The sequence below is a fragment of the Methylocystis sp. sgz306128 genome (genome assembly GCF_056032725.1).
Map to the genome: position 1 here is coordinate 31,447 of NZ_JBVYWO010000002.1, position 26,558 is coordinate 58,004.

Here is a 26,558-nt window from a genome sequence, read left to right on the forward strand (position 1 = left end):
TGTAAGGCGAATTAAAAGACGCTTTGATAGATCGAACAAGTTGAATTATTGAATTGATTTTTCTATTTTTTGGCATAATTGTGTAGGTACTTTTTACTTTCGCGCCTGCGGTGGTGATTATGAAAAGAACTCGTGCGATTAATTTAAAACTGCTGCAAACCTTCGTTCGAGTAGCCGAAAGCGGGAGCTTTCGCGTTGCCGCGGACGAGAGTAATCGGTCGAATTCAGCTGTTTCGACACAAATTCGCAATCTCGAAGAACAGCTCGGCATTTCTTTGTTTCATCGAACGACACGACGCGTGCAATTAACAGCGGACGGCGAATTGATGTTGTCAAGCGCACGTCGCGCCATGCTCGAAATCGATCGGTGTCTGCAAGACCTTGACGAAATGTCTGACGTTCGAAAGGGAAAAGTCTCGATTTCCTGCGCACCGACGATCGCGGCCACTCGTCTTGCCTATCCGCTATCCGTTTTCGAACGGGACTATCCGGGCGTCAAAATTTCGGTTCGAGAATTGAATCCGATCGATCTGTTGCACAGCGTCAAGAATCAGGAAGTAGATTTTGGTCTTGGACCCAACTCGCGAGGATCGGACTTTAATTTCGAATGTATCCTGAACGACGATCTCTACGCGTTGGTACCACGCCGATTCATAACCCGATCAAGCGATAAAATCACGCTCGAAGAACTTTCAGCCCTGCCACTGTTACTTCTGAATTCGGCCAGCGCTCTTCGCGCTCTTTTTGAAAATGCAATGAATAAAAAAGGCCTGCCGATCAACACGAAATATGAATTTTCTCAGGCTCAATCTCTCATCTCAATGGCGAATGTCGGCCTTGGAGCTGCCATTCTTCCCAAACTGGCCCTTCCCAAAATAGATCAGACCGAGTGCCAGGCGATGCGTATCATAGATCCAAAGCTCTTTCGCCAGATTTCGATCATCACGCTTAAGGGTCAGAATTTTTCTCCTGCTGCAGCGAGGCTCGCCCAATTATTGCGGGAATTGATCGGCAGTGACGATTGATCGTTCTGCCCAGATCCAACAGTCTAAATTTGTTGAATAATACCGTTTGCGGCAAGGCGACGAATTTCCCCCGTTCCATAACCGAGCACTTCGCGCAATACATCCTGCGTATGCGTTCCAACGATTGGGGCTGGAGACGTGGGGCTCCGCGTTTCGCCGATTATGCGCACGGCAGCGCCCGCCGATCGATGCCGTCCGATGCCGGGCGTGTCGATAATTTCAAAAACCGGATTTTTTATCGAGACACGTTCATCTTCCTCCACCAGACGCTTGACGCTCTGATAAAGCCCCCAACATACGCCGCGATTTGAAAACCGATCCTTAATGAATGCGAAGGGTCGCGACCGGCACCATACTTCGACAAGGCCCGCTATGACATCGCGACATTCATAGCGATCCTGTTCCAGGGAAAAATTTTTGCCGAGCGTTGTTTCAATGCTGCTAATGGCTGCTTGCAAATCGCAGGCATCCACAAGCGACGTCCATTGCCGCGCGGAAATGGCGGCAACCATGATCCGCTCCCTATCGAAGGTCAAAAAGTCGCGTCCGAACGCGCCGAAAATATGATTGCCAATGGCTGGACGTTCCGCTGGCAGCAATTCAGCCTCTGCCAGCAAACCAAGATGCGAAACCGTGGAAAAGGCGACGTCGGACAGGGCTAAACGAAGTTCAGCACCCTCGCCGGTCACAAGACGGCGACCAAGTGCGGCGACGAGGGCTGAAACCGCTTGATGGGCACAAATCACGTCCCAAGCTGGCAAAGCCTGATTAACGGGCTGCGCCGCACCGACTTCTCCGGTTAGCATGGGATAGCCGGTCGCGCAATGAACTGTATAGTCAACCGCAGTCGACCCATCCGGATTGCCTTCAATCGTGCAGGAAATCAGATCAGATCTCGATTGCATAAGCTGTGAATGAGAGAGCCAGGGCACGCCGATATTGGTAAGCAAAACTCCGCCGGCCGTTCCTGGCGCCGTCACCAAATTACGAATAAGTTCGCGCCCCTCGGGATTCTTCAAATCGATTGAAATGGAACGCTTACCTTTATTCAACGCGCTCCAATACAAGCTTCGACCGCCCGGTGCCAAAGGTAGGCGATTATAATCAATGCCGCCGCCAATCATGTCGACGCGAATGACATCAGCACCGAGCTGCGCCAGCATCAGGCCACAAAGTGGCGCGGCGATGAACGCTGAGCTTTCAATGACCCTAACGCCTTTGAGAAGCTGATATGTCATGAGTTTCGTCCCATGCTTACGGCAACGCGTCTGCAGTGTTCCGCCTTCGTGCGACTCTCTCGCCGCCGAGCATCATAACAAAAGCCCATGAGCCGACCTTTCCTCATCTAGATAGGACCGAGCAAAGCGGATCGGACTTTAAGCGAATGTCGAGCAATCGCGCTAATTGAATAATTGAATAAATAATTCTAGAAATATGAATAATTTCTAATTCAAAAAAACAGAACAATTCGTTAGATTATTCAACTTGTCGGGCAATTACCCGCGGCGTTAGTTTCCATTATGTATCGCTTTTGACGCGAGAGGTTATGATGAATAGCAAGCAAGTCCACTCTAACATTGAGCAACCCGTCGCCTACAAATTTTTGATTGGCGGGCAATGGGTGGACGGTGCTTCGGGTGAAATATTTGAAAGCAGCAATCCGTATTCGGGCGAAGTTTGGGCAACGTTTCCTCGCGGCAATGCGGAGGATGCCAATCGTGCTGTCGCGGCGGCAAAGGCAGCATTTGATTCAGGCGTCTGGTCAAGGATCAGCCCGACTCGTCGTGGTCACATTTTAAGAAAATTTGCCGATCTCATCCGAGATAATGCGGAGCGACTGGCAAAGATTGAAGTGGTCGACAACGGTAAGTTGATCACCGAAATGCTCGCTCAGGTTCGGCTTGTGGCCGAATGGTTTCATTATTTCGCCGGACTTGCTGACAAAGTTCAGGGCGCCGTGATCCCTGTGGACAAGCCGGATACGATGAATTTCACGCGCCGGGAGCCTTACGGCGTTTGCCTTGCCATCACGGCGTGGAACTCTCCGCTCCTTCTTGCCGCCTACAAGCTCGCACCGGGACTTGCCGCCGGCAATTGCTTTGTGATCAAGCCGTCCGAATTTACGTCCGCCTCAACCCTTGAGCTCGCTAAGCTCGCAGATGCAGCGGGTATTCCGCCGGGCGTGATCAATGTCGTCACAGGATTTGGCGGCGAAATCGGTGAGCCTCTTGTCACACATCCAGATGTGTCAAAAATTGCCTTTACCGGCAGTGAAACGGGCGGACAACGAGTCTATGAGGCCGCCGCTCGAGGGCTAAAGAAAGTTACGCTGGAATTGGGCGGAAAGTCACCGAACATTGTTTTCGGCGATGCTGATCTCGAAAATGCCGTAAAGGGTGTGATTTCGGGTATTTTTGCAGCCTCCGGTCAAACCTGTGTCGCGGGGTCCCGCCTGCTTGTTCAACGCAACATTTATAACGATTTTGTCAAACAGGTCGTCGATTATGCGGCGCGCGCGCGAATGGGCAATCCGCTCGATACAGCGACGCAAGTGGGACCCGTGACCACCGAACCGCAATTCCACAAAATTCTAGGCTATATTGATATTGCCAAGCAGGAAGGCGCTGAAATTTTGCTCGGCGGCAAACGCGGCACCTTACCTGAATGCGGTAAAGGGCAATTTGTCGAGCCAACCATTCTCGGTCGGGTCGAAAACCGGATGCGAATTGCCCAAGAGGAAGTATTCGGTCCCGTCTTAGCCTGTATCCCCTTTGATGATGAGGCTGACGCCATCCGAATAGCCAATGACAGCCAATATGGACTCGCTGCCGGAGTTTGGACCAAGGATGTTGGCCGCGCATTGCGTATGGCCGACGCTCTTCAAGCCGGCACTGTTTGGGTGAACATGTATCGCGCCGTCAGTTATATGTCACCGCTAGGGGGGTATAAGCGCTCCGGCGTTGGTTTCGAAAACGGTCTTGAAGCAATATACGATTATACACAAACAAAAAGCGTATGGATCAGCACAACATCCGAGGTTGCAGATCCATTCGTCATCCGCTGAGGATCAGTCGTGCACGATTTTATAATCATAGGCGCAGGATCGGCTGGTTGCGTTTTAGCGAATCGTCTTTCCAGCAATCCCAATCACCGCGTACTTCTGCTCGAGGCCGGCGGCGAGGACAGAAATCCATGGATCAAAATTCCGGCTGGCGTGCCTCGCGTAGTCTCAAATCCCCACCTCACTTGGGGCTATGTTTCCGAAGAAGAACCAGGACTACGCAATCGCCAAATCATCTGGCCGCGAGGCAAAACGCTAGGCGGCAGTAGTTCCATCAACGGTCACGTTTATATGCGCGGTACGCCGGCCGATTTTGACGGGTGGGCGGCATCGGGAAATGATGGCTGGAGTTGGCGTGACGTGTTGCCGTATTTCAAGAAAAGCGAGCGCCACTTTCAGGGAGCGAGCGATTGGCACGGCGACAAAGGCGAGCTTGACGTTTCACCGCTTCTCGAACCCCATCCCGCATCGCAAGCTTTTGTTGAGGCGGCGGTCCGAAAAGGCATTCCAAGAAATGATGATTTCAATGGCGCGACGCAAGAAGGAGTCGGCTATTTGCAATTTACTATTCGAAACGGTATTCGAGCTTCCGCATCGCAAGCATTTCTACATCCGGTACGACATCGAAAAAACCTCGTAATACGCACACATGCCCGTGCCGAGAGCATTATCTTTGACGGCAAGAGGGCAGAGGGGGTTCGTTTTCGTGTCGGCGATCGTATTGAAGAAGCATTTGCTTCGCGCGAAATTATTTTATGCGGCGGAGCCATCAATTCGCCACAACTCCTCATGCTCTCGGGCATTGGCCCTTCTCAACATCTTCAATCCTTAGGGATCGAAGTGCGACAAGCTTTGAAAGGCGTTGGCCGCAATCTGCATGACCATATTTACGCGCATTGCCTCGTGGGCGTCGATCCTCCATTCTCAATCAACAAAATGATTTCAAGCAATGTACGGATGCTTCCCGAAGTCTTGCGCTACTTGCTGACAAGACGGGGCCTGCTCACGTCAGCCGCCGCGCAAGTGGGCCTATTCACTCGATCAACGCCCGATCTCCCAGCGCCGGATCTGCAGGTCCAGATGCGGCCATTCAGCATGATAAGCAAATCGGGAATGTACACTGCGGAGCGCACTCCAGCCGTGACGGCCTCTTGCACACTTCTCAGGCCTTATTCGACAGGTTGCGTCACGCTTCGCTCAGTAAACCCTGCCGATAAACCAAAAATGGTAGCAAATTATCTCACCGACGATCGCGACCTCGCGCCGTTAATCCGGGGCTTACGCTTGATCCGCGAGATATTCGCCACCGAGCCATTCGTCCAACATTTGAAGGACGAAGTTTTACCCGGCAAAAATTATCGGTCCGATGCGGAAATAGTTGATTATCTGCGCAATAATGCACAGTCCATGTATCATCCTGTTGGCAGTTGTCGCATGGGTCGGGATGAGAATGCCGTTGTCGACCCTGAACTAAAGGTTATTGGGCTCACCGGACTTCGGGTTGTAGATGCTTCGGTGATGCCGCGTATCACTTCAGGCAATACCAATGCTCCAACGATAATGATCGCTGAAAAAGCAGCTGAATTGATACTCAATTACCTACGAAATTAAAGATCATTGGTTTAGGCTTGTGACCTTGCCCCTAAAAAAGAAGGGAATTTGCGTTTCTGGTGAATACCAAGTGCCGAACTTATTGACTATCGCATATGACAAGGTGCGAGCAGCTTCCATAAATTCGTACTGTTGCCTTCGCTACGATCTGCAGTTTGCGGGTCTCCGAGACCGAATATTTCAGAACCTGTTGAAACATAGAAACCGCGACGCGGCTTTCAGTGCCTGCGGCATCACTCCCGTGCCACGACAGTGTCGTAAAGCCCGTAATGTGTAAGCCCATCGTGGCTCTCGATTCCGGTGTATCGCAAAGATGCGTCTTCATAACGGCGGAAAGCAAACACCGCCTGGTTCATCTGTTCGGTGTTGAATACCTTCAGACGCACCAATAAGTGGAAATCCTGCACCGTAAGGCCGGTGACAGCCGCAAACAAATGCGGCTCCAACTTCGTGATCACGTCCTGAAGTGTATTCTCGCGGAAGTCGGTCAGGTACATAAACGCCGGAATACGAGTTGCGAATTTAATCAGTTTTTCCTGAACGAGCTTTCGCTTGGATTTATATTCCTTTTCCTCATCCGTGAGTTCTTTCTTCTCCCTGTCCGTCAAATCTCCAGACTTTGCTTTGTTCTTGAGCTCTTTGACTTTCCCGCTCTTGTTAATGATAGTCTCAATAATGTTGTCGCCCAATGCGCGCCAACCCTCTATGCGTTCGACGGCTGCCATTGCTTCCGGGTTATCCATGATCCTGCGCAGCGTATCGTTGTCGACGTTCACCAACAGTGCGCTTTCCCACTTGCGGGCCAACAGCGTGGCTGATGTGCCCGCCATCGCGATATCGAGGATGCCGCCGGCATCGATCTGCGTCATGTTGGCGCCGTCATAGGCGAGCACCGGCAGAAACGACACGAGATCCCTGACGGCGTTTTCTGGATTTGGTTCGTTTGGTGACAGGCCGATGCCGTATTCGGAGAGTTGCCGAAGAGCGCGCGTCGGCGCGAAGTCAAATACGAAACACGCAGGCTTCAGAATTTCTTCTTCATGCGGATCGTCGCCATTCGGATTTTTGATCGACCAAGGCGACTGGACACGAAACGCCGCCTGAAAATAGGTCTCGGGCGATTTCAAGTTACGCAGCATCAGGATGGATGACCACTGAGCTACCGTCACGCCGGTAGTGAGCTTGCCGCAGGACAGCGTGATCGTTTTAGTGTCGAACCCGCTACCGATGGCCTTGCGCACTGGCGGCAGCGCTTCTAGCCCAATTCCTGCCGATGCTCCAGCTGCAGTGACGATCTCGTATTCATGCCAAAACGTGTTGTGCTTTTCCGCTAAAAGATTCGCCATCGCATGACATGACGCCACATTCGGCAAAAACCAGAACGAGTGCTGCAGGTAAGGCAACAGGCGTACGTCGGAATAGGGAAACGGCGGCCGGGTACCGGTCTTGAGACTTTCAACAGCCTTCGGCGCATATTGGCCACGAATGATATCCAACCATTTCTGTACATCGTCTTTGTGCTTGAATTGCGCTCTGTGGCCCGTCCCATTCGCCGAGAAGAACTCGTTCAGATCAAATTCGTCGAACTCTCCTGAACTCGCAATCGCCACCAATTCGTCAGGCATCTGGTATGTAAGCAACCGCATCTGAGGCAACGCACCGTATGGATTCCACTTGTCGGGATTTCGCGCGGCGAATTCGGCTTTGGCACGCTGTTCGTCGGTGTAGGTCCAGTTAAAAATCTGCTCCTCGATGAACTCGCCTGTCGCGAGCGCCTTGAAAGGCGTGCCCGAAAGGTAGAGATAGGCTTTGGTTGTGATGGGAAGGAAGTCTGTTTCCTTTTGGGACAGAACATTCAGGTCCTCGTTTATATCTTCCAATCCGCTGGCATATTCGAGCTTAGTTTCTCGTTTGGCGACCGCATCTTCCTCGCCTTCAAACAATTCCTTGGCGGTGTCGCGCCAAGCTCCGAAATGGTATTCGTCGAATATGACGAGATCCCAGTTTACCTCATGCAGCCATTCGTTTCGGGGCTTGATATTTCCTGCCGCATCCCGGCCAAGCAAGTCCTGAAAGGAACCAAAATAGACAACCGGCTTTTTTGCATCGATCTGCGTCGGATCACCACCTGAAGTTCGGGACAGGTATTGCCAACCGTCGAAGTCCGCGTGGCTTTCGAGATCGGTCTGCCAAGCGTCCTCTACGGCGGGCTTGAACGTCAAAACCAGCACGCGTTTGGCGCCCATTTTCTTCGCGAGCTGATAGGAGGCAAAGGTCTTGCCGAAGCGCATCTTCGCGTTCCACAGGAACCGCGGCACGGCATGCATGTCTTCGGCCCAGCGGGAATGGAAATAGGCGTGCGTCACACGAACCGCTTCCGCCTGTTCGCGGCGCATTCCAAAGGTCTGATGATGGTTACCGCCAAATTTCTTCCCTGTACGCAGTTCGGCGATCACGGTAGCCACGTCGACAACCTTGCAGCGCACCCATTCTAATTCGCTTTTAACAAAGCCCTTGCGAACTAGAGCCGCGCGCACATCGTGATCGGAAAAGATCGAGCCATCGTCGCACTCGGCGGGTTCGTCCAGCTCGATACGGTAGTTCTTGATGACAGCAGTGCGAAGCTGTTCGGCCACGCGGCTTTTGACGTCGCGTGTGGTTTGGCCAATTTTGAGAAGCCCGGCATGCGCTGCATCGGCAATTGCGTAGGCGTAGATGCGCGGGCGCGCTTCCGGCTTTGGTGAGAGGATATCGTCGATGGCAGGCTTATTCATAGCGCCCTCAAGCGGGATATATTGGCAGAACGGTTTTAGTTCAGTCCTAAGCGCAGGCCATGAAGTTCCACCAACTTCCACCAAAAGCTATTGTCGTTTACGCGGTAATGATATTCTCCTGATCTGTACCCTTTACGTCCTTGCTCTACGCGCAAACCAATCGCCGCCAACGAAACGGCCATCCCCGGATCGTTGAAGTAAACCCGTAATTCCGTACCCCATTTATTCAGCTGGGCTTGGTAATGCTCCGGAGTACCAGGCGACACGCTAACTTTTGTTGCAGCAAGATAACGCTTTTCAAACCTAGGTTGTGACTTCGGTGCAACTTCTGCTTCGAGCAGAATGTTGAGCATCGCGTGAGATACGGGATTAGTCATAGAGCCCCCAATAATTTTTAAACGAATGGCTTAATCTTTGAGTCGATAAATTCCAACTCCTCGTTGGTGAGTCGATAGCGATTTGCGAGCTTTTCGTCAGTCCATTCGATATTCATGTCGAGAACAGGAACGAAATCATACGCAGATTTGGTGAGATGATGGGAATACATGAACTGCGCTACGAGGAAGCGGAAGAATTTTGTTTTCATGTATTTAACTAGATTGTTCGCCTCTATTTTCGTATCGTAAGCACCAATCACAAGGTAAGTTTCCGTGCAGATTTCGCGCGGCGGCATCACGTCTATTTTTGAAAATACTTTGCGCTTACCGTCTTTGCCCGGATTTCCTGCATGATCGTAGGCGACATACGAAGTAATCACCTTCCATTTGTCGATTATTTCTGATCCAGCGGTTATTTTGTTTCGTGGGAATGGGCCTGTACCCCTTTCCCATCTGAGAACTAAGTCCCCAGCCTCTTCAGGTCGCGCATTGGTCGCAAGTCCAAAGGGCTTCCTGCTAGAAACCTGCGCTGTCATCGTCTGATCGCCGGTGGAGAGAATCTTGCGGATAATTGGAACAGCAGCACTGTGCCTGATAAAAGTCGAAAATTCGTCTAGCCGTCGTTCTGTAGCGTTTTCAAACTTACTCCCAACGAAGTTGATAACCTCGCAAAGACCCCGCTCGTCACGATTCCACAGGAAGTAGCAGACGCCTCCAGCAAGGTCCACGCCAGGAAAGGCGTCTTTTGCATTTTCAAAATCAACCAACTTTCGGATCCGATTGTCAGTCAACATTGTCGACCTAAACTCTCCCAGGCCTTTGCCCCCGCCAAACCATCGCGACGGTATAACCATCGATAGAAAACGTGGCTCCAAAGCCTTCGCCTGCTCGACAAATTTTTGATAGATAGGGGACGCGCTCACCCCGTGGCCACCATCATCTAATTGATACGGTGGATTGCCGATAATTACGTCAAACTGCATGTCGCCTCCAAACAGCTCGGAGATCCGAGTCTTGATGTTATCGGTATGGATGAACGCATAGGCGTGGGATTCAAGGCCCGCCCCGCGGTCGAGCGATTCCTTGCTCGCGCCGCAGTATTTGCACTTCCCTGCTGCCCATGTGTGTTCGGTCCGTTCAAACCAGATGTTTCCACTGTCGGTCTTGAAGCTGCGGGCTATCGAATGCTCGCCGTTGGCATGTTTGGAGCAATAGAGACTTCGACGTGCCAGCATGCTGGTTAGCCGCGTAATCCCAATGCCAAAAATCTGCTTTGTTAGGATATGATCCACACGGGTCTGAAGATCGGGGATTTCGCGCGCCAATCCTTCGGTCAGACGGGTAGTAATCTCACGCAAGAACACACCAGACTTCGTGAATGGATCGAGAAACCGCACGTTCTTATCGGCCCATATGTCAGCCCCGCTATGATCGGCCGCCCAAGCCTTCTCTAAGGTGTTCAGCATACGGTTTGCGAAATCGGGCGGGGTGAACACCTCGTCGTTCGACAGGTTTGCGATACAGGTCAGCACATCAGGGTTGCGCCCGCGCAGGGCAAAGCCCACCTGCATATTCATGCGGCCTCCTTTGGGATACTCTCATAGCCGGCGGCCAGATCGCTCACCGTCATTGTTGGCCAGCTTTTGGTTGGGGTAAAGATCTCGTGCTTGCCAAGATGAGCAAACAGTGAACCTTCAGCGCTGAACGCCGATGATCCCGTCAATACATCCAGTCGGAAATCCCGGCGCTGGAACTTGCCTTTGCCAAGATAGCCCCACTCGGCAAACGTAATAGGCTGGGCATCTTGAGCCCGCATCGTCAGCGCATCGCCATGCACGAGGTTCTGCGACAACACAAAAAACGCGGCGCGATACAGGTCGCTGGTTTCATTGACGCCAAGATATTCGGCGAAAATGTCCAGCAAATTGCCCCGGCACTCGGCAATATTGTCTGTCAGCAGTTCGATCCCATAGATACACATCAGCGCAAGCAACGCGTAATGTTGTCGCTCGAAGTCGGACTTGCCGTATTTCACCTCAACTGCGGCGAGCTTGCGTTGAAGAATTTTAACAAGAAAATTGCCGCTGCCACAGGCTGGTTCGAGGAATCGGGAGTCAATGCGGTCGGTCTCCTCTTTCACGAGGTCCAGCATTGCGTCCACCAGCCAGGCCGGGGTGAAAACTTCTCCGTGGTCAGCGACGCGTTTTTTTGATTTTATCAGGCTCATAGCTTTGTCATTCTATAGACAGGAGTGCAACCTTGGCAGACGTAAGCTAGGTCGTCGCTCCATAGGTATCATCGTAGATAGCACGGAGCACCTTGCCTTCATAAGTCCAATAGGGGCCAGGTGCGACGCTGTAATCTAACCCAAGCAACTGCCTCGTCGCAGCTGTCAATGACATCTCTTCACCGTTGAAATTCACCTTGCGTTCGCTACTCACCACAACAGTAGCATCGCTCTCGGTAAAGTGCAGAACCGATCCCGTTGGTATGCCCATCTCCTTGAAGTTGAGATTGGGTCGGCGTGCCTTGTATTGATTGCCCGCCTCGATCTCCTCAGCAGGTATCGCTGTCGGCATTTTGGAGATTTCTTCTGTCGCATCCCCGACATGCAGAAGTTTCAGAATGGCAATGGCTTGGTCCGGTTCTATGTTGAAGAACTCACGCTTGGGGTTAGCGCGGTTTGGAGCAAACGCACGATGTAGCGCCTTTTCTACCTCATCAGCATTGGGCACCTTGCATGCGAAGGCCATCTCGAAAGGAAACGGAACACCCGTGGTGTAGAGCTGGGCAAGCCGCTGGCTGACGTCATCAAGCAACGTCTTGCCGATCTTCACGAACCCGGGCATCGCGGGGTTAGTGAGCACATATACGACCTGCAGAGCCATCCAGTCTTCTCCCTGGCTTTTTATGCCATCGGTTGAGTATCATTTCTACGCGAATAAAAGGCTTCACCCAAGCCATGACAGAAACTGTCACTGCATCAACACCGCCGATCGTTTCACATGCGGGAAGGCTTCGGTACCTTGTTGTTCGAGAAGCGATTTAAGGTCGACATCGGGATGTTGCACGGCTTCCGACTTGTTTTAGGTTGAAATATCGGCACAATTGTTCTGTATCATTAAAATGCGTTTGCAAACCTCAACAAAACAATTGTTTTGGCAACAATTAGTGTGGAATGATTCTCAGATCGCGCCCTATCTGGCACAAAATGAAAATCACTGGTGTGCTGGCTTATCGAGGTTGTGTCTCAGTTTGAATTTCCCCGCTCTTGACGGCGGTGCTAGGCGCGTCGATGCTTTATACTTAGCGGAGATCATGGAGTTAAAGGTTTGTCAGTTCCAGATTTAGCGTCGATCGGAGGCTTCTTGTGGGCCATATGTGCCTCGGCGGTTGCCGTTTGGCAATGGCGTAAGCGCAAGGCGTCTGAAATGCGAACTCATCGATTTCTGGTAGGACTCAAAGCATCCGCGACGCCTGAACAGATTCCACAAATTAATGATGAACTTATGCGGATAAAAAACGATGCTTGAAGGCCCGCGCGGAGATAAGCGCCCAGCCGACGCCATCGGCTTTGCGGTAATGATTGGGAAGATCGCGACCAGCTAGATTGAGGAAAAGACGGACACTACCAAACGTGCTGCCGACCAGTTTGCGAGGCAAGCATCATGCGATAAACATGACACCAGAGCGGCGGGCTGAGATACCTTAGGCGACTGCAGCGAAGCGTTGAGGTAGAAGCTAAAGCCCTGTCAATGGGCTATCAAAGGGTAAGGGTATGGTTTCGCCATACCGTGGTTTCACGCGATCTAGTTTTTGAATGAAATCATCATAATTATCACTAAGCATCATGACGGTAATTACTGCAGCTAAATGCTCACGCAATTTCGGATGCCCTAAATTTTCCGAGAGTCGCCTAAAATATTGGTGCTTACGCCGCCCACTTGGCAATTTGGGGGTGACACGTTTCAACTCATCTACGACGCCGGGCGCGAGCCGCTTGTAAACAACGTCATTTGTCAAATAACCAAAATACTGTGGGCGTTTCACAGTGTCGCGCGGGTAGTGCAACCCACGCAGTCGGAAAAGGTTATCATAGAATTCGGGCGGGAACGTCTGAATCCATGGCTGCAATTCCTTGGCGATATAATTTTCCAGAATTTTGGCTAAAGCATCAGCGGCACGCTCGCGCTGGTATCCAGTTGCCTCATCAATCAAGCCAATGATACCGACACGAGTCAAACCACGACTAAGCGTTCGACATGCAGTGGCAATATGCTTTTGGTTCGCGCGCAAAACGCCAGCGCGGTCTGCATCGGCAAAAATGTCGCAAACATCAGGCAGGAGTTCGGCCCGATATCCTATCATTTGGCTGTCGCCGTCCATGAACAGGATGGGTTTGGAATTCACACTTAAGTCACTGGGGAAAAAAGGTTTTAGGTTCTCAGCAGTCAGAAAGACGGGCGTTTGGAATTCCTCATCAAAGCTGCGCCCTCCTTTAACCTTACCCGTCCTGCCAATAGCACGCACGAAACTGGCACGCGCCAAAACGCGCGTTTCGTCATCAAGCACGTAACACTGCAATTCTGTCCCTGCGACCTTGACGATCCCTTCCCGGCTGATCGCCTGGCGTAAGGTTCCCCAACGCGAAGCACCTGCCTTACGTGCAATTTCTTTGCGGCGCTCTGGTGTGAGAGCCAATGCTCTAGCTCTCCCTCCAGCCGCCTTGGTGCTGTTATCATCAGCCATTGGAAACTCCTGCTTGCAACATTATCGTGCAAGTTATATTGCTTGCATAAAAAATTGCAAGCATGGAAATTCGCTGTTGACGTTAAGCATCAGTGTTCAAATAAAAATGAGCAAAAACAAACTTGCCCTTGCAAAATGTGTCCGAATACTTGCCACGTTGCGCGAAGGCTAATCCATGAGCTCAATCAGCCGCATTGCAAACGCATCGACCAACCCTGTTAGCCAACTGCTGGTTGGGGCTGAATAAGCCTGTCGTGCCATCCACGACGAGCATGTACTTGGCGCGAAGGCTGCGCGCATCCAGTGCGATGAAATCTGGTCGTTTTTTAGGCCAAGCAATTAACCTGGCGGATGCATAGACGACGCCTGCTGATGTTGGCGACGTTCAAACGTGGATCGCCATCGACGCCGGCACGAAGCCAATGTTCGCCTATTTCGCAGCCGATCATGGCGCTGAGAGTGCAAAAATCGTGATGAACGATCTTGGCGCGCGGCTTGCCAACCGGATCCAATTTACTACTGATGGCCGTAAGGCGTATTTTAAAGTCGTTAATGGCTCATTTGGCGCTGATGCAGACTTTGCAACTTGTGAAGTTGCACGGACCTATGATCGCCGCGACGACAATCCCGACGTTGCGCATATCTCCACTTCGCATTCGCACGTGAAGAGAATGGGTCTGTCCATCCGGATGCAGAACCACCCCTTCACCCGATTGCCAATCGCTTTTTCAAAGAAGTTGGATAATCACGGTCACGCTCTGGCGCTCTATTTTGCGTGCTACAACTTCCGCCTCATCCACAAGATGCTGCGCGTCATCTCGGCAATTGCGTTGGGGATCACGCATCGGCTTTCGTCGTTGGACGATACCGTAGCAAAGATTGGTGCGATGGTTTCGGAGTCGAGACCGCGCGCCACTATCGCAAGCGGTGCGCCAAAAATTCAAACTGAGACATTACTCATATCGGAGAAGCATGGCGCAGTGGCATGCTTTCCGCTATAAAGATGGGCTTTGAACGCTATGGCCACGATAAAATAGGACAAAATGCATGAATCATGACCGGTCCGTTCAACTGCCTTTCGATGAATTATTTGAAGCAGCCAGTAAATTGCCAAAAATGCGGCTGGGTACGAAAAGCACTAAAGCCGAAGTGCCGCTTGACACGCAGTTTCTGGCAGATCGAGACGGGATCGTTGTCAATACACCGGTTATGGGAACTTTGATTTATTGTACTTCACCCTGGCGCGCCAATATTGGCGTAGATTCATACAGACTTAGTGAACTTTGCAAAACATTGAAAAAATTAGGTGCTTCGGGAACGCAAGTTGCTATCGGCATAACCGACCGTAAATTTTGGCTAAAATTTAACGGAACGCGCCTTGAAATTCAGACTTTGTTTCGGAATGGCGACGCCGCGCACTTTTGACCGAGCGACCTGTGATCTAACCCCCAGCTAATGACAGGAATTCGGGTCTTAGATCAACCTCACACAGCCCGTATTTTTATTCGTGAAACTCTTGGCTAATTCATTGAGCGTGATTTTGCTCTCCACGTCCGTTGCTGAACACCGGAAACAAGCGCCCGAGGTAGGGATCGAGCGTGACGAGTAATGGGGTTCGCGCGGGCGCGGATGGCTTACGGGGCTTTTCTGGGGACGTCGGCTTGGTCGCTTTCCTGCTCGGAAGCTGCGGCAGGTCAGGATAATAAATGTTGAATTCCTGTCGGGACAGGATCTGCATTGAGCGCATGACCTTTCGCCGTTTGACAGCCCGGCATGCCGCATTGCGCCAGAGCCAGAATTTTCCGTCGGAGACGATCAGCGGTTCGCCGCGGACATGGGCGCACTGTGCCGCCGGAGGCAGCGAGGTGATGAGTTTGGATGGTGTTATGGCCTCATCCTCATCACCCCACATGATGTCATATTCTTCCTGAAGGCGTCGCTCGACGCATTGCCGGATCAGCACCAGCCAGCGTGCAACATCCTCCTGTCCGGGGTTGGGCTTGGCCGGAGTTGGATCGGGCAAGGCCTGAGGGCTCGCCGAGCCATATTTCTGTCGGTGACGAACAGCCTGGCGCAGGATGTCGAGACAATTGCGGCCGGCTTGGGCCTGAGTGATGTCGCCGCGCTGCAACGCCGCCATCACCCGCCGGATATGCCGGCAGACATAGGCGTTACGGCGGCCTTCGGTATCGATGAACGTGAGGATGGCTTCCAAAGTGACGTCGAAATCGCACATGATCCCGGACCGTGTCTCGATAAAGTGGTTTACTCGGTTACAACCTCCGCGACGGCCTGTTCGGCCTCGTGGGCCGCCTGATCGAATTTGGCTTCCAGCATTCGGTTGATGCCGCGCAGGCCCGCCGCCACCTCGCGGGCCCAAGCGATATAGGCCAGACGGCGCTCTATCGACCATGTGCGCGCCGGGCTGTTCCGGATCGCCCGCAGATTGCTGGTCTTGTCAGCCAGTTTAAGGATCTTGGCCCGCGGGCTTTTCCTGGGCGCATTGAGCACCTGCAGACGTTTGCGCTCAGCCTTTGGCTTGCGTTTATCATCGGTGACTTGCTGGACGAGGCTGGCGACGTCGGCGCCGAACATCTCTTCCAGCATCGCCGCTGTGACGCCGCAATCTTCGCTCGTGTCATGCAGCAGCGCCGCGGCAACGAGATTGGCGTCTTTGCCGTCCGTCACTTCGGCGACGATCTCGGCCACCTCGATCAGATGATTGATATAAGGCTCGCGCGCCTTGCCCTTGCGGCGCTGCCGGACGTGCCATTGCGCGGCCATCTGCGCCGCCTTCATGACGAGGGTAAGATCATTCATTCTGGAACCTTTCAACGCATGTTGGATCGAGACCTCTGCCTTGCAGCAGCAGATGTCGATTGTCTGATGGAACTATGGGGTGACATAAATTGGCAGCTCGATGTGGCGACGCGCGCCGGATGCCAATTTGTTTATGCCGGTAATTTCTGCCTGCCGGCGAAAGTTGTCAACGGGGGAAAATGAAAGGGCGGCGGGCAACGTCTTTCGCTTTTTGACGACACCAACGGTTCTTCAGCGTCCCTCCGGCCTGCCAAAATTGGGAATTTTTACCATCGCCATGAAGCGGGGCACAAATGAGCGAAATGATCCGCGAATTCAATATCCTGATCGCCGATGGTGAATTTTTTCCGCTTGCTTACCGTATGCTTACCGAAGATGCATTTCAGCGTGCGGAGCACTTCAAAATTTGTGCTAAGTTATTGAAATTATTGGTGCCGCAGAAGAGAATCGAACTCCCGACCCCATCATTACGAATGACGTGCTCTACCAACTGAGCTACTGCGGCGACGCGGATGCTTTTAGCGCAGGTATTTCATTTTTCCTAGCCCTTTTTTATATCGCCCGCCTGCTGTCCGACGCGGTCACATTTGAAAAATCCCTTCAAAAGTGGCACGATCCGGCTTTGAGGCCTTTCGGAAGGCAGGAGCTCAGTCATGAAAACCAGAATGCGCCATATGTGGCGCCGGGGAGCGATGATCTTGTTGCTCGCAGGGCTGCCCGGAGCATCTGCGGCCGCCGCCGCACCTGAATGCGGCCAGAGCGCCGAAGGTTTTACAAAATGGCTCGAAAGCTTTCGCGCTCAGGCGCTGGAAGCCGGAATATCCGGGACAACGCTCGAGCGCACATTCGGTGCCATAGCCTATGACCGCTCAGTTATTGCGCATGACCGCGGCCAGAAGGTGTTTCATCAAAGTTTCGAGCAATTTTCCGGGCGGATGGTCAATGCCTACCGTCTGCGCAAGGGCCGGAGCCTGTTGAAAGGCAATGCCGCGCTGTTCAGGCGGATCGAAGAGCAATTCGGCGTGCCGGGGCCGGTTCTGGTGGCAATCTGGGGACTGGAAACAGATTTTGGCGCCGGGCTCGGCATGTTCCGCACGCTGAACGCCCTCGCCACGCTGGCTTATGATTGCCGCCGCGCGGCGCATTTCCGGGAAGAATTTCTCGATGCGCTGCAGATTGTCCAGCGCGGCGATCTGCAGCCGGAGTCAATGCGCGGCGCCTGGGCCGGGGAAATTGGCCAGACGCAGATGATGCCATCGGCCTATCTGGCCTATGCGCTGGATTATGACGGCAATGGCCGCATCGATCTCATTCACGACACGGCCGATGTGCTCGCTTCCACCGCCCATTTCCTGCAGAATAAAGGCTGGCAGAAGGGCGCAGGCTGGAATGAGGGCGAGCCCAATTTCGAAGTTCTGCTGCAATGGAACAAGGCGCATGTCTATGCAAAAACGATCGCATTGTTCGCACAAAAACTGGCGGATGGCGATGCCGGGCGCTGATCGTGCCAAGGGCCGTCAGCCACGCATGATCACGAGCCAGAATCCGAGAACGAGATGCGGCCCGAATGCCAGCGGATAAGCACGATCCTGCTTCCAGACAAGACGGGAAGTTATAAGAAACAGGCCGGCAGACAGGTAAGCCACCATCAGGATCAAGGCGAGTCCGCCCGCACCACTCCACATGCCGATGGCGCCAAGCAGTTTCAGGTCGCCGCCGCCCAGAGCCGGGAATTCACCGGAATCGCGCAAAAGCCCGTAAATCCGGTTCATGACCCAGCCCAGAATGACGGCCACCACTGCGGTACACGCGGCAAGAACCAGTCCGTCATGGCCATGCGCCGCCTGCCAGAAAAGGCCGGTGGCAAACAGAAGCGCCACCAGAATATCGGGAATGATCAGATAGACGATGTCAAAGGCAATAATCAGGCCCAGAAGCAGGCTGAGCCATGAAGCAAGCACATAAACAACCGGCGGATGCGGCGCAAACCCAAGCGGCAGGACGCACGCCAGAAGCCCCCACACCAGCAAGCCATAGGCCCGCGCGCCGGGCCTGAACGCCAGCGCCTCGCAATAAAACAGCCAGAACCGGCGCAGCCGACGCAGCGGCAGTCCCAGCGCGCCGAGAAGGCGGCTCCTGCTCAGATGGCCCACCCTGCACCCCCGTACGAATCCCCCGTCCCGCGCCAGCCTGCCAAACAGAGCAAATGCTCTTTCTGACAACAAAAGCTCAATAACATAAGGGCCTTGCGCAGCGCCGGTCCTTTTTTGGCTTTAATCTGCCGCAAAGCAATTTTGCACAAATGCATATGCAAAGTCCAAGGCCGAAGCCTATATACAGCGTATTCAAAAAGTGTTTACACACACAACTGACGGATAAAACAATGCTCGATACAATAGACGCTATCAGATCGCGGGTTTCGGCTAATAATTTTGACCCAAACCACGTGATGACAGACGCTGAAATCAGTGAACTTGTTGCCCTTTGCCAGGAAACGCCGACATCATTCAACATGCAGAACTGGCGGATGATTGCCGTGAGCGGCAAGGAAGCCAAGGCCCGCCTCAAGGCCGTGGCCTATAATCAGGCCAAGGTAGCCAATGCGGCCGTTACATTCGTTATTGTCGGCAAGGTTGGCGGCCACCGCGATCTGCCGCGTCTGGTCCAGCCGATGCTCGATTCAGGCGCGATCGATCAGGCGGCGTTCGACGGCTGGGTAGGCATGGCCAATGGCATGTATGACAGCAACAACCAACTCCAGCATGATGAGGCCATCCGCTCTGCGTCCATGGCGGCGATGACGCTCATGCTCGCCGCTCAGGCCAAGGGCCTTGCCTCCGGCGCCATGGTCGGATTCGATCCCGAAGGTGTAGCCAGAGAGGCCGGTCTTGCGGAAAATGAAATCCCCGTGATGCTGATTGCGCTAGGCCGGGCCGCACCCGGCAACTGGCCGCGCAAGCCGCGCCGCGCGCTCGACGAAGCGCTCAAAATCGTAGCCTGAGGCTTCAGCCGCTTCCCAAAAAGCCTCTCCGTTTTGCCGGAGAGGCTTTTATGTTATTTTGTCTATGAATTTTATGGACAGATTTTTCAAGGCTGCTAGGTCTGGAATCTGATATGGCGGTTTTGGCGCAAGATCAGGTCGATAATGCTGACTAACAAAGGAAAATACGGCCTTAAGGCCATGGTCCATCTGGCGGGATGCGCAAGCGGCGAGCCTGCGCTCGTCAGCGATATCGCCACGCGCAACAATATCCCGAAGAAATTCCTCGACGCCATTCTGGGCGAATTGCGCAACGCCGGCATGGTGCATTCGAAGAAAGGCCGAGGCGGCGGCTATGTGCTGGCCCGTCCGGCGCACCAGATCATGGTTGGCCAGATCATCCGCGTGCTCGACGGGCCGCTTGCGCCCATTCCCTGCGCCAGCCGCGGCTCTTACCGGCGCTGCGAGGACTGCGCGCGCGAGGAAAAATGCACCGTGCGGCTGATGATGATCGAAGTGCGCAACGCCATAGCCAATGTGCTCGACCACCGCTCACTGGCAGAAATGCGCGACCTCAGCGACATAGACGAGGATGCGCTGACCTATCATATCTAGACCGGCGCATGTGTGCGGCCATAGACAATGCCGCGCAGGACAAATTCATACTGATCGAGCAGTTTGCTGCTCAGAGCGGGCTGGTGGCGGCCATTGGCCGGCAGGTCAAGCACGAGAGCCGAACATTGGTGGTTCCGGAAAAGCTCCGAGATACCCTGCAACACCGCTTCATCCAGCGCCGCACCGGGCAGCCGGGCAAGAACGAGATCGCTGATCCGCAGGATCCGCTGTCCGGCGAAATTCGACTCCATATGGTAAGCCAGCAGACCATGGATGGTTCCGCGCAGGCCGCGCACAACCATAAGCCCGCCCTTGGCAGGCCCCGGCCGCGTCAGCTGGCGGGCGCGCTTGCGCCAGTCGGCCAGCGAGATGCCGCCAAAGGCCATGCGAACCAGCGGATAGGCCTGCGCCCAATCTGCTGGATCCAGCCATTGCAAGGTATAAAATTCGGGCATTGGACAAAACTCTTCAGCTTTGGCAAGCTTGCATGGCTGTGCTATGTTGCACATTGACGCAGGTCAAACGGCTCCGCTTCTGTTGCAGGGCAGCGTCGCGGGTTGTGACATTGCTTTTGGGTATGGTATTGACGTAAAGTTCTTAAATTCCGAGCATTCGGACTTCTGGTAGGTTTTTATGTCCATTTTAATGCCTGACGTGATCCGGCTTGGCCAAGAGTGCACACATGGCAAGGATGACCATGTCTGCGCGACATGCCGGGTGAGAGAACTGAGCGTCTGTGCCGCGCTCGAGCCTGAAGATCTGATGTCCTTTGAACGTCTGTCGCGCACTTATGAAGTGGAAGCCAAGTCGACGCTGTTCACCGAAGGCGATATTGCCAGCCATGTCTTCAATATCACACAGGGCGTGGTGCGCCTTTACAAGATGATCGCCGACGGACGGCGCCAGATCGTCGGCTTTGCGCTGCCGGGAGATTTTCTGGGCATCGCGCTGCTGGATTTTTACGGCGTCAGCGCCGATGCCGTCACGAAAGTGCAGACCTGCAAGTTTCCGCGCGGCCCATTCGTTGAATATCTCGACGAGCACCCGCGCCTGATGCGCCGCCTCCACGAATTCGCCAGCCACGAGCTTTCTCTCGCGCAGGATCAGATGCTGCTGATCGGCCGCCACAATGCCGACGAGCGACTGGCCTCCTTCATTCTGCACCTCGCCGGGCGCTACCAGCGCATCGGGGAAAGCGGCACGCATATCCAGCTGCCGATGAGCCGGCAGGATATAGCCGACTACCTCGGCCTGACCATCGAAACCGTCAGCCGGACCTTCTCGCGCCTTGTCAAGGCGCGGCTGATCGTGATCGTGCCGGAAGGGGTGCGCATTCTCGAGACGGAGAAGCTTCAGCGTCTGGCGATGATGGACGATTGAGCGAGCGCAGCTATTCTCCCTGCTGAGCGGAATTAGACTTATTGCAGGCCCATTTTTGTCTTTGCCTTGATTTAAATCATGGCAGCCCCCTGTCGCTTCACAGATTGTGACCGGCTATGACGCCACCGCTGCGCACTCAATGCTGCGGGGTCGTCTTCATATGGGGCAAAATCCATGACACAGACACCAACATCCGGCAAAGGCATGACGCTAGGAGAGATGGGCCTGCCGTTCGCCCTCGGCGCGCTGGCAATTCTCTCGATCTTCATCGCGGCAAAGGCCTATACGCCCGCTTTCGCATTCCACGCCTATCTCTTCGCCGCCGCAAGCATTGCCGGCATCTTCATCATCCTCAACAACTATTTCGACCGCAACGGCGACCTGCCGCCGCAGATGATCGGCGACCGGCCGAATTATTATCTGGGGCCGGTGAAATTCGCGACGCTTGCTGCCGTCTTCTGGGGCGTGGCCGGATTCTCCGTGGGTGTCTATATCGCGCTGGAACTCGCCTTCCCGCTGATGAACCTTGATCTGCAATGGATCAATTTCGGCCGGTTGCGCCCGCTCCACACCTCGGCCGTCATTTTTGCCTTTGGCGGCAATGTGCTGATCGGCACATCGTTCTATGTGGTGCAGCGCACCTGCCGCGCCCGCCTCGCCGGCTATCTCGCACCCTGGTTCGTGGTGCTTGGCTATAATTTCTTTATCGTGATCGCCGGCACGGGCTATCTGCTCGGCATCACCCAATCGAAGGAATATGCCGAGCCGGAATGGTATGCCGACCTGTGGCTGACCATTGTCTGGGTGACTTATCTTCTGGTCTTCCTCGGCACGCTGTGGAAGAGAACCGAGCCCCATATCTATGTAGCCAACTGGTTCTATCTCGCCTTCATCGTCACCATCGCGGTGCTGCATCTGGGCAATAACGCCGCCATACCGGTTTCGATCTATGATTCGAAATCCTATATCGTCTGGTCGGGCGTGCAGGATGCGATGGTGCAGTGGTGGTATGGCCATAATGCCGTGGGCTTCTTCCTCACGGCCGGCTTCCTCGCCATCATGTATTATTTCATCCCGAAGCGCGCCGAACGGCCGGTCTATTCCTACCGCCTCTCGATCGTGCATTTCTGGGCGCTGATTTTCATCTACATCTGGGCCGGGCCGCATCACCTGCATTATACGGCCTTGCCGGATTGGGCGCAGACCCTCGGCATGACCTTCTCGATCATGCTGTGGATGCCCTCCTGGGGCGGCATGATCAACGGCCTCATGACGCTTTCGGGCGCATGGGACAAGCTGCGCACCGACCCGGTGCTGCGCATGCTGGTGGTTTCCGTGGCCTTCTACGGCATGTCGACCTTTGAAGGGCCGCTGATGTCCATCAAGACCGTCAATGCTCTGTCGCATTACACCGACTGGGGCATCGGCCATGTGCATTCCGGCTCGCTGGGCTGGGTCGCCTATGTCTCCTTCGGCGCCATTTACTGCCTCGTGCCCTGGCTGTGGAACAAGAAAGAGCTCTATTCGCTGAAACTGGTGAACTGGCACTTCTGGATCTCGACCATCGGTATCGTGTTCTACATCTCGGCCATGTGGGTGGCCGGCATCATGCAGGGCCTGATGTGGCGCGCCTACACCAGCCTTGGCTTCCTCGAATATTCCTTCGTCGAAACCACTGAAGCCATGCACCCGATGTATGTCATCCGCGCCACGGGCGGCATCCTGTTCCTGACAGGCGCCCTGATCATGGCCTACAACATCTACATGACCATCACCTCGCCGCAGGTTGACAGTGCTGGCGCACAGCAGCCCGCCCTTGCCCCGGCCGAATGAGGATCCATCCATGGTTGACCACGCAAAACCCTCAATCTGGGCCCGGCACAAGATTTTCGAAACAAATTCGATCATTCTTGTGATCGGCATCCTGGTGGCTATCTCCATCGGCGGTCTCGTCGAGGTGGTGCCGTTGTTCTATCTCAAGAGCACGATCGAAAAGGTCGATGGCGTGCGGCCTTATACGCCGCTTGAACTCGCAGGCTTCAACATCTACGTGCGCGAGGGCTGCTATCTGTGCCATTCGCAGATGATCCGCCCATTGCGCGACGAAGTGGAGCGCTATGGTCATTATTCTCTCGCTGCCGAGAGCATGTACGACCACCCATTCCAATGGGGCTCGAAGCGCAACGGCCCGGATCTTGCGCGCGTCGGCGGCAAATATTCGGACGACTGGCACCGCCAGCATCTGCGCAATCCGCGCGATGTCGTTCCGGCTTCGATCATGCCGCAATATGATTTTCTCGCCCGTACGCCGCTGGATACGCGCCATATCGGCGAGGATATGGCCACGCTGGCCCTCACCGGCGTGCCCTATACCAAGGACATGGTCGACAATGCCGTAACCGACATCGTTGCGCAGACAACGGCTGATGATCCGCATGCGGCTGACCTGCAAAAGCGCTATCCCAAGACCATCACCCGTGATCTTGGCGGCAACAAGGGCACGGTCACGGAAGAAGACGCGCTGATCGCCTATCTGCAGCAGCTGGGCACGCATGTCGATTTCAAGATCTATGACGACAAAGCCAATATCCGGTGAGGATCAGCCATGCTTACCTATGAAAACCTACGCGCTTTCGCCGCATCCTGGGGGATGATCTATTTTGCCGTGATCTTTCTGGCAGTGGTCGCCTTCGCACTCTGGCCCTCGAACAAGGAAAAGTTCAACGAGGCCGCCCAAATCCCGCTCCGGGAGGATTGATCAATGGCTGACAATCACGAAAAAAACCACGTGGATCCCCATACGGGCACGTCCACGACCGGCCATGAATGGGATGGCATCCGCGAGCTGAATACACCGTTGCCGCGCTGGTGGCTGTGGACCTTCTATGTCAGCATCATCTGGGCCTTCGGCTATTGGGTGGTCTATCCGTCCTGGCCTCTGGCCACGTCCTATCTGCATGGCGCATTCGGCTGGAACTCACGCGCCGCCATCATCCAGGACATGGCGGATCTCAAGGCCTCGCGCAGCGCCATGGTCGAGAAGATTGCGGCAACCCCGCTTGCCGACATCGAAAAATCGCCCGAACTGCTCAGCTTCGCGCGGGCTCAGGGCGGTGCGGCCTTCGCCAACAATTGCGCTCCGTGCCACGGCGCGGGCGCACAAGGCGCAAAGGGCTATCCCAACCTCAACGACGACGACTGGCTGTGGGGCGGCAAGCTGGATGATATCCATACCACACTGCTGCACGGCATCCGCTGGGAAGCCGACAAAGATACGCGTTCGAGCATGATGCCTTCCTTTGGCAAGGACGGCATCCTGAAGCCCGACGACATTTCCACTGTTGCGGACTTCGTGCGCTCGCTCTCGGGCCTTCCTGTGGAGAAGGGCGCCGATCTGGCCAAGGGCAAGCAGATCTTTGCCGATAATTGTGCCGCATGTCATGGCGAGGACGGCAAGGGCCAGCAGGCCATGGGCGCCCCCAACCTTACCGACAAGATCTGGCTTTATGGTTCCGACAAAGCGACTATCATGGAGCGGATCAATCTGGGCGGCGGCGGTGTCATGCCCGCCTGGTCGGCCAAGCTTGATGAACCGACCATCAAGTCTCTGGCCGTCTATGTTCATACTCTGGGGGGTGGCCAGTAGGCCACCTTTCCGCAAACAGGAAAAACGACGTGAGTTTGGCTTCCAACGAAGAAGAAACACAGATCGAAGGCCCGCTTTATGCCGCAGCGCTGAAAATCTACCCGCAATCGGTGAGCGGCACCTTCCGCCGCATCAAATGGGCGGTGCTGATAATCACGCTGGGCATCTATTATCTGCTGCCCTTCGCGCGCTGGTATCGCGGCCCGGATGAGCCTTCGCAGGCCGTTCTGGTCGATCTGACCAACCGCAGGCTGTATTTCTTCTTCATCGAGATCTGGCCGCAGGAGGTTTATTACCTCACAGGCCTGCTTATTCTGGCCGCGCTCACGCTTTTCCTGATGAATGCGCTGGCCGGACGCGTCTGGTGCGGTTATCTCTGCCCCCAGACCGTCTGGACAGACCTTTTCTTCGCGGTGGAACGCTGGGTCGAAGGCGACCGGCGCGAGCGGATGCGCAAGGACGCCGGCCCCTGGACGGTGCAGATCATCGCGCAGAAAGCCCTCAAACATTTCATCTGGCTGATGATCGCCTGGTGGACGGGCGGCGCCTGGGTGCTGTATTTTTCCGATGCGCCGACGCTGGTCAAAAGTCTGCTGACGTTCAGCGCCCCGGTCGAGGCCTATGTCTGGATCGGCATTCTCACCTTCACCACCTATGTGCTGGCCGGCTACATGCGCGAGCAGGTCTGCCTCTACATGTGCCCATGGCCGCGCATTCAGGCCGCGCTCACCGATGAAAACGCACTGAATGTCACCTATCGCTATGAACGCGGCGAGCCGCGCACATCATTGAAAAAGGCGACCCAGTTGCGCGCCGAGGGCGAGCTTGCCGGCGATTGCATCGATTGCAACCAATGTGTCGCCGTCTGCCCGACCGGCGTCGACATACGCGACGGCGCCAGCCTCGGCTGCATCCAGTGCGGCCTGTGCATCGATGCCTGCGACACGGTGATGACCAAGATCGGACGCCCGGCACGGCTGATTTCCTATGATACTGATCTCAACATCAAGCTGCGGCAGGAGGGCAAGCCTGCTGTCTACCGGCTGATCCGCGCCCGTACCGTGCTCTATATGGCGCTGATCGTCATTATCGGCGGTGTGATGCTCTACACGCTGCTGACCCGCCAGAGCGAGGGGCTGAGCGTCATCCATGACCGCAACCCGATCTATGTCCGCCTGTCCTCCGGTGAACTGCGCAACGCCTACACGCTGCATGTCGCCAACAAGCAAACAGTGACCCAGCGCTACCGCATCAGCATTTCCGGCCTCGAAAATGCGCATATCGACATCATCGGCGCGGATACGGCCGACAATTCAATTGAGGTCGGTCCCGACCGCACCCGCGAATTGCGCGTGCTGATCAGCACTTCGGCCAGTTTGCCGCCGCATGCCGCCGTTCCCGTCGCCTTCACGCTGACGAACATCACATCGCCGGATGCCAGAACGGCCGAGACAACGCAGGTGAAGGATTTCTTCCGCGGGCCATAGGCGCGCAGCGAAGTCTCACCGCCATATTGAAGA

General features: G+C 54.6%; 25 protein-coding genes and 1 tRNA gene. 14 read left to right on the plus strand and 12 right to left on the minus strand.

Going from position 1 to position 26,558, the window contains the following annotated elements; all coding sequences use genetic code 11:
• Positions 1-119: 119 nt before the first annotated feature.
• Entirely contained in the window at positions 120-1,025 is a 906-nt protein-coding gene (locus AC0N03_RS03990) for a LysR family transcriptional regulator (RefSeq protein ID WP_474287249.1), read from the plus strand.
• A 23-nt stretch (positions 1,026-1,048) separates the two neighbouring features.
• On the opposite strand, the gene AC0N03_RS03995 is transcribed toward AC0N03_RS03990, so the two are convergent.
• Positions 1,049-2,263 carry a CoA transferase gene (locus AC0N03_RS03995; RefSeq protein WP_474287250.1) on the minus strand — a complete coding sequence of 405 codons (1,215 nt, stop codon included), beginning with the start codon at positions 2,261-2,263 and terminating at the stop codon, positions 1,049-1,051.
• 311 nt (positions 2,264-2,574) lie between these two features.
• Between AC0N03_RS03995 and AC0N03_RS04000 the strand changes: the two genes are divergently transcribed.
• Both AC0N03_RS04000 and AC0N03_RS04005 read left to right on the plus strand, forming a co-directional pair.
• The gene (locus AC0N03_RS04000) at positions 2,575-4,089 is read left to right on the plus strand and encodes an aldehyde dehydrogenase (RefSeq protein ID WP_474287251.1); all 1,515 of its coding nucleotides are present in this window, start codon (positions 2,575-2,577) and stop codon (positions 4,087-4,089) included.
• A 9-nt stretch (positions 4,090-4,098) separates the two neighbouring features.
• On the plus strand, positions 4,099-5,697 hold the full coding sequence (locus tag AC0N03_RS04005) for a GMC family oxidoreductase (protein WP_474287252.1): 1,599 nt from the start codon (positions 4,099-4,101) through the stop codon (positions 5,695-5,697).
• A gap of 233 nt (positions 5,698-5,930) precedes the next feature.
• Here the strand turns inward: AC0N03_RS04005 and AC0N03_RS04010 are convergent, their stop codons facing one another.
• The 6 genes from AC0N03_RS04010 to AC0N03_RS04035 all read right to left on the minus strand — a co-directional run bounded on the left by AC0N03_RS04010 (position 5,931) and on the right by AC0N03_RS04035 (position 13,597).
• Complete coding sequence (locus AC0N03_RS04010) at positions 5,931-8,471, minus strand: DEAD/DEAH box helicase (protein ID WP_474287253.1); 2,541 nt, start codon at positions 8,469-8,471, stop codon at positions 5,931-5,933.
• A 35-nt stretch (positions 8,472-8,506) separates the two neighbouring features.
• Positions 8,507-8,848 carry a hypothetical protein gene (locus AC0N03_RS04015; RefSeq protein WP_474287254.1) on the minus strand — a complete coding sequence of 114 codons (342 nt, stop codon included), beginning with the start codon at positions 8,846-8,848 and terminating at the stop codon, positions 8,507-8,509.
• A gap of 17 nt (positions 8,849-8,865) precedes the next feature.
• Positions 8,866-10,425, minus strand: a complete 1,560-nt coding sequence (locus AC0N03_RS04020) for an Eco57I restriction-modification methylase domain-containing protein (RefSeq protein WP_474287255.1) — start codon at positions 10,423-10,425, stop codon at positions 8,866-8,868.
• A complete protein-coding gene (locus tag AC0N03_RS04025) occupies positions 10,422-11,075 on the minus strand; it encodes an N-6 DNA methylase (protein ID WP_474287256.1) in 654 nt (217 codons plus the stop codon). The genes AC0N03_RS04020 and AC0N03_RS04025 overlap by 4 nt, the downstream gene beginning before the upstream one ends.
• 46 nt (positions 11,076-11,121) lie before the next feature.
• Positions 11,122-11,736: a GIY-YIG nuclease family protein gene (locus AC0N03_RS04030; protein ID WP_474287257.1), complete on the minus strand. Its 615-nt coding sequence runs from the start codon at positions 11,734-11,736 to the stop codon at positions 11,122-11,124.
• A gap of 853 nt (positions 11,737-12,589) precedes the next feature.
• Positions 12,590-13,597, minus strand: a complete 1,008-nt coding sequence (locus AC0N03_RS04035; RefSeq protein ID WP_474287258.1) for a P63C domain-containing protein — start codon at positions 13,595-13,597, stop codon at positions 12,590-12,592.
• A gap of 422 nt (positions 13,598-14,019) precedes the next feature.
• Here AC0N03_RS04035 and AC0N03_RS04040 point away from each other — a divergent pair, with 422 nt between their 5' ends.
• On the plus strand, positions 14,020-14,598 hold the full coding sequence (locus AC0N03_RS04040) for a hypothetical protein (protein WP_474287259.1): 579 nt from the start codon (positions 14,020-14,022) through the stop codon (positions 14,596-14,598).
• Positions 14,599-14,644: 46 nt separating this feature from the next.
• Positions 14,645-15,022 (plus strand): hypothetical protein, encoded by a 378-nt coding sequence (locus tag AC0N03_RS04045; RefSeq protein WP_474287260.1) that lies wholly within the window; start codon positions 14,645-14,647, stop codon positions 15,020-15,022.
• Between the two features lie 100 nt (positions 15,023-15,122).
• Here the strand turns inward: AC0N03_RS04045 and AC0N03_RS04050 are convergent, their stop codons facing one another.
• The 3 genes from AC0N03_RS04050 to AC0N03_RS04060 form a co-directional block, all read right to left on the minus strand.
• Positions 15,123-15,833 carry a hypothetical protein gene (locus tag AC0N03_RS04050; RefSeq protein ID WP_474287261.1) on the minus strand — a complete coding sequence of 237 codons (711 nt, stop codon included), beginning with the start codon at positions 15,831-15,833 and terminating at the stop codon, positions 15,123-15,125.
• A 29-nt stretch (positions 15,834-15,862) separates the two neighbouring features.
• Positions 15,863-16,417: an HD domain-containing protein gene (locus AC0N03_RS04055; RefSeq protein ID WP_474287262.1), complete on the minus strand. Its 555-nt coding sequence runs from the start codon at positions 16,415-16,417 to the stop codon at positions 15,863-15,865.
• A 429-nt stretch (positions 16,418-16,846) separates the two neighbouring features.
• Positions 16,847-16,922 (minus strand) — tRNA-Thr (locus tag AC0N03_RS04060).
• Between the two features lie 148 nt (positions 16,923-17,070).
• Between AC0N03_RS04060 and AC0N03_RS04065 the strand changes: the two genes are divergently transcribed.
• Positions 17,071-17,919 carry a lytic murein transglycosylase gene (locus AC0N03_RS04065; protein ID WP_474287263.1) on the plus strand — a complete coding sequence of 283 codons (849 nt, stop codon included), beginning with the start codon at positions 17,071-17,073 and terminating at the stop codon, positions 17,917-17,919.
• Between the two features lie 15 nt (positions 17,920-17,934).
• Here the strand turns inward: AC0N03_RS04065 and AC0N03_RS04070 are convergent, their stop codons facing one another.
• Complete coding sequence (locus AC0N03_RS04070; RefSeq protein ID WP_474287265.1) at positions 17,935-18,570, minus strand: prepilin peptidase; 636 nt, start codon at positions 18,568-18,570, stop codon at positions 17,935-17,937.
• A 230-nt stretch (positions 18,571-18,800) separates the two neighbouring features.
• On the opposite strand from AC0N03_RS04070, the gene AC0N03_RS04075 reads away from it, so the two are divergent.
• Together AC0N03_RS04075 and AC0N03_RS04080 are read left to right on the plus strand one after the other, a co-directional pair.
• A complete protein-coding gene (locus tag AC0N03_RS04075; protein ID WP_474287267.1) occupies positions 18,801-19,418 on the plus strand; it encodes a nitroreductase family protein in 618 nt (205 codons plus the stop codon).
• Positions 19,419-19,562: 144 nt separating this feature from the next.
• On the plus strand, positions 19,563-20,012 hold the full coding sequence (locus tag AC0N03_RS04080; protein ID WP_474287268.1) for an RrF2 family transcriptional regulator: 450 nt from the start codon (positions 19,563-19,565) through the stop codon (positions 20,010-20,012).
• On the opposite strand, the gene AC0N03_RS04085 is transcribed toward AC0N03_RS04080, so the two are convergent.
• The gene (locus tag AC0N03_RS04085) at positions 20,009-20,467 is read right to left on the minus strand and encodes a hypothetical protein (RefSeq protein ID WP_474287269.1); all 459 of its coding nucleotides are present in this window, start codon (positions 20,465-20,467) and stop codon (positions 20,009-20,011) included. The two genes, AC0N03_RS04080 and AC0N03_RS04085, sit on opposite strands and share 4 nt — an antisense overlap.
• A gap of 178 nt (positions 20,468-20,645) precedes the next feature.
• Here AC0N03_RS04085 and AC0N03_RS04090 point away from each other — a divergent pair, with 178 nt between their 5' ends.
• From AC0N03_RS04090 to ccoG, 6 genes are all read left to right on the plus strand, one after another.
• Entirely contained in the window at positions 20,646-21,392 is a 747-nt protein-coding gene (locus AC0N03_RS04090) for a Crp/Fnr family transcriptional regulator (protein WP_474287270.1), read from the plus strand.
• A 204-nt stretch (positions 21,393-21,596) separates the two neighbouring features.
• On the plus strand, positions 21,597-23,225 hold the full coding sequence (gene ccoN, locus AC0N03_RS04095; protein WP_474287698.1) for a cytochrome-c oxidase, cbb3-type subunit I: 1,629 nt from the start codon (positions 21,597-21,599) through the stop codon (positions 23,223-23,225).
• Between the two features lie 10 nt (positions 23,226-23,235).
• On the plus strand, positions 23,236-23,988 hold the full coding sequence (gene ccoO / locus AC0N03_RS04100) for a cytochrome-c oxidase, cbb3-type subunit II (RefSeq protein WP_474287271.1): 753 nt from the start codon (positions 23,236-23,238) through the stop codon (positions 23,986-23,988).
• Between the two features lie 9 nt (positions 23,989-23,997).
• Positions 23,998-24,150 (plus strand): cbb3-type cytochrome c oxidase subunit 3, encoded by a 153-nt coding sequence (locus AC0N03_RS04105; protein WP_474287272.1) that lies wholly within the window; start codon positions 23,998-24,000, stop codon positions 24,148-24,150.
• A 3-nt stretch (positions 24,151-24,153) separates the two neighbouring features.
• Positions 24,154-25,038, plus strand: a complete 885-nt coding sequence (ccoP, locus tag AC0N03_RS04110; RefSeq protein ID WP_474287273.1) for a cytochrome-c oxidase, cbb3-type subunit III — start codon at positions 24,154-24,156, stop codon at positions 25,036-25,038.
• 29 nt (positions 25,039-25,067) lie between these two features.
• Positions 25,068-26,525, plus strand: coding sequence for a cytochrome c oxidase accessory protein CcoG (ccoG, locus tag AC0N03_RS04115; RefSeq protein ID WP_474287274.1), 1,458 nt, complete (start codon positions 25,068-25,070; stop codon positions 26,523-26,525).
• Positions 26,526-26,558: the final 33 nt, after the last annotated feature.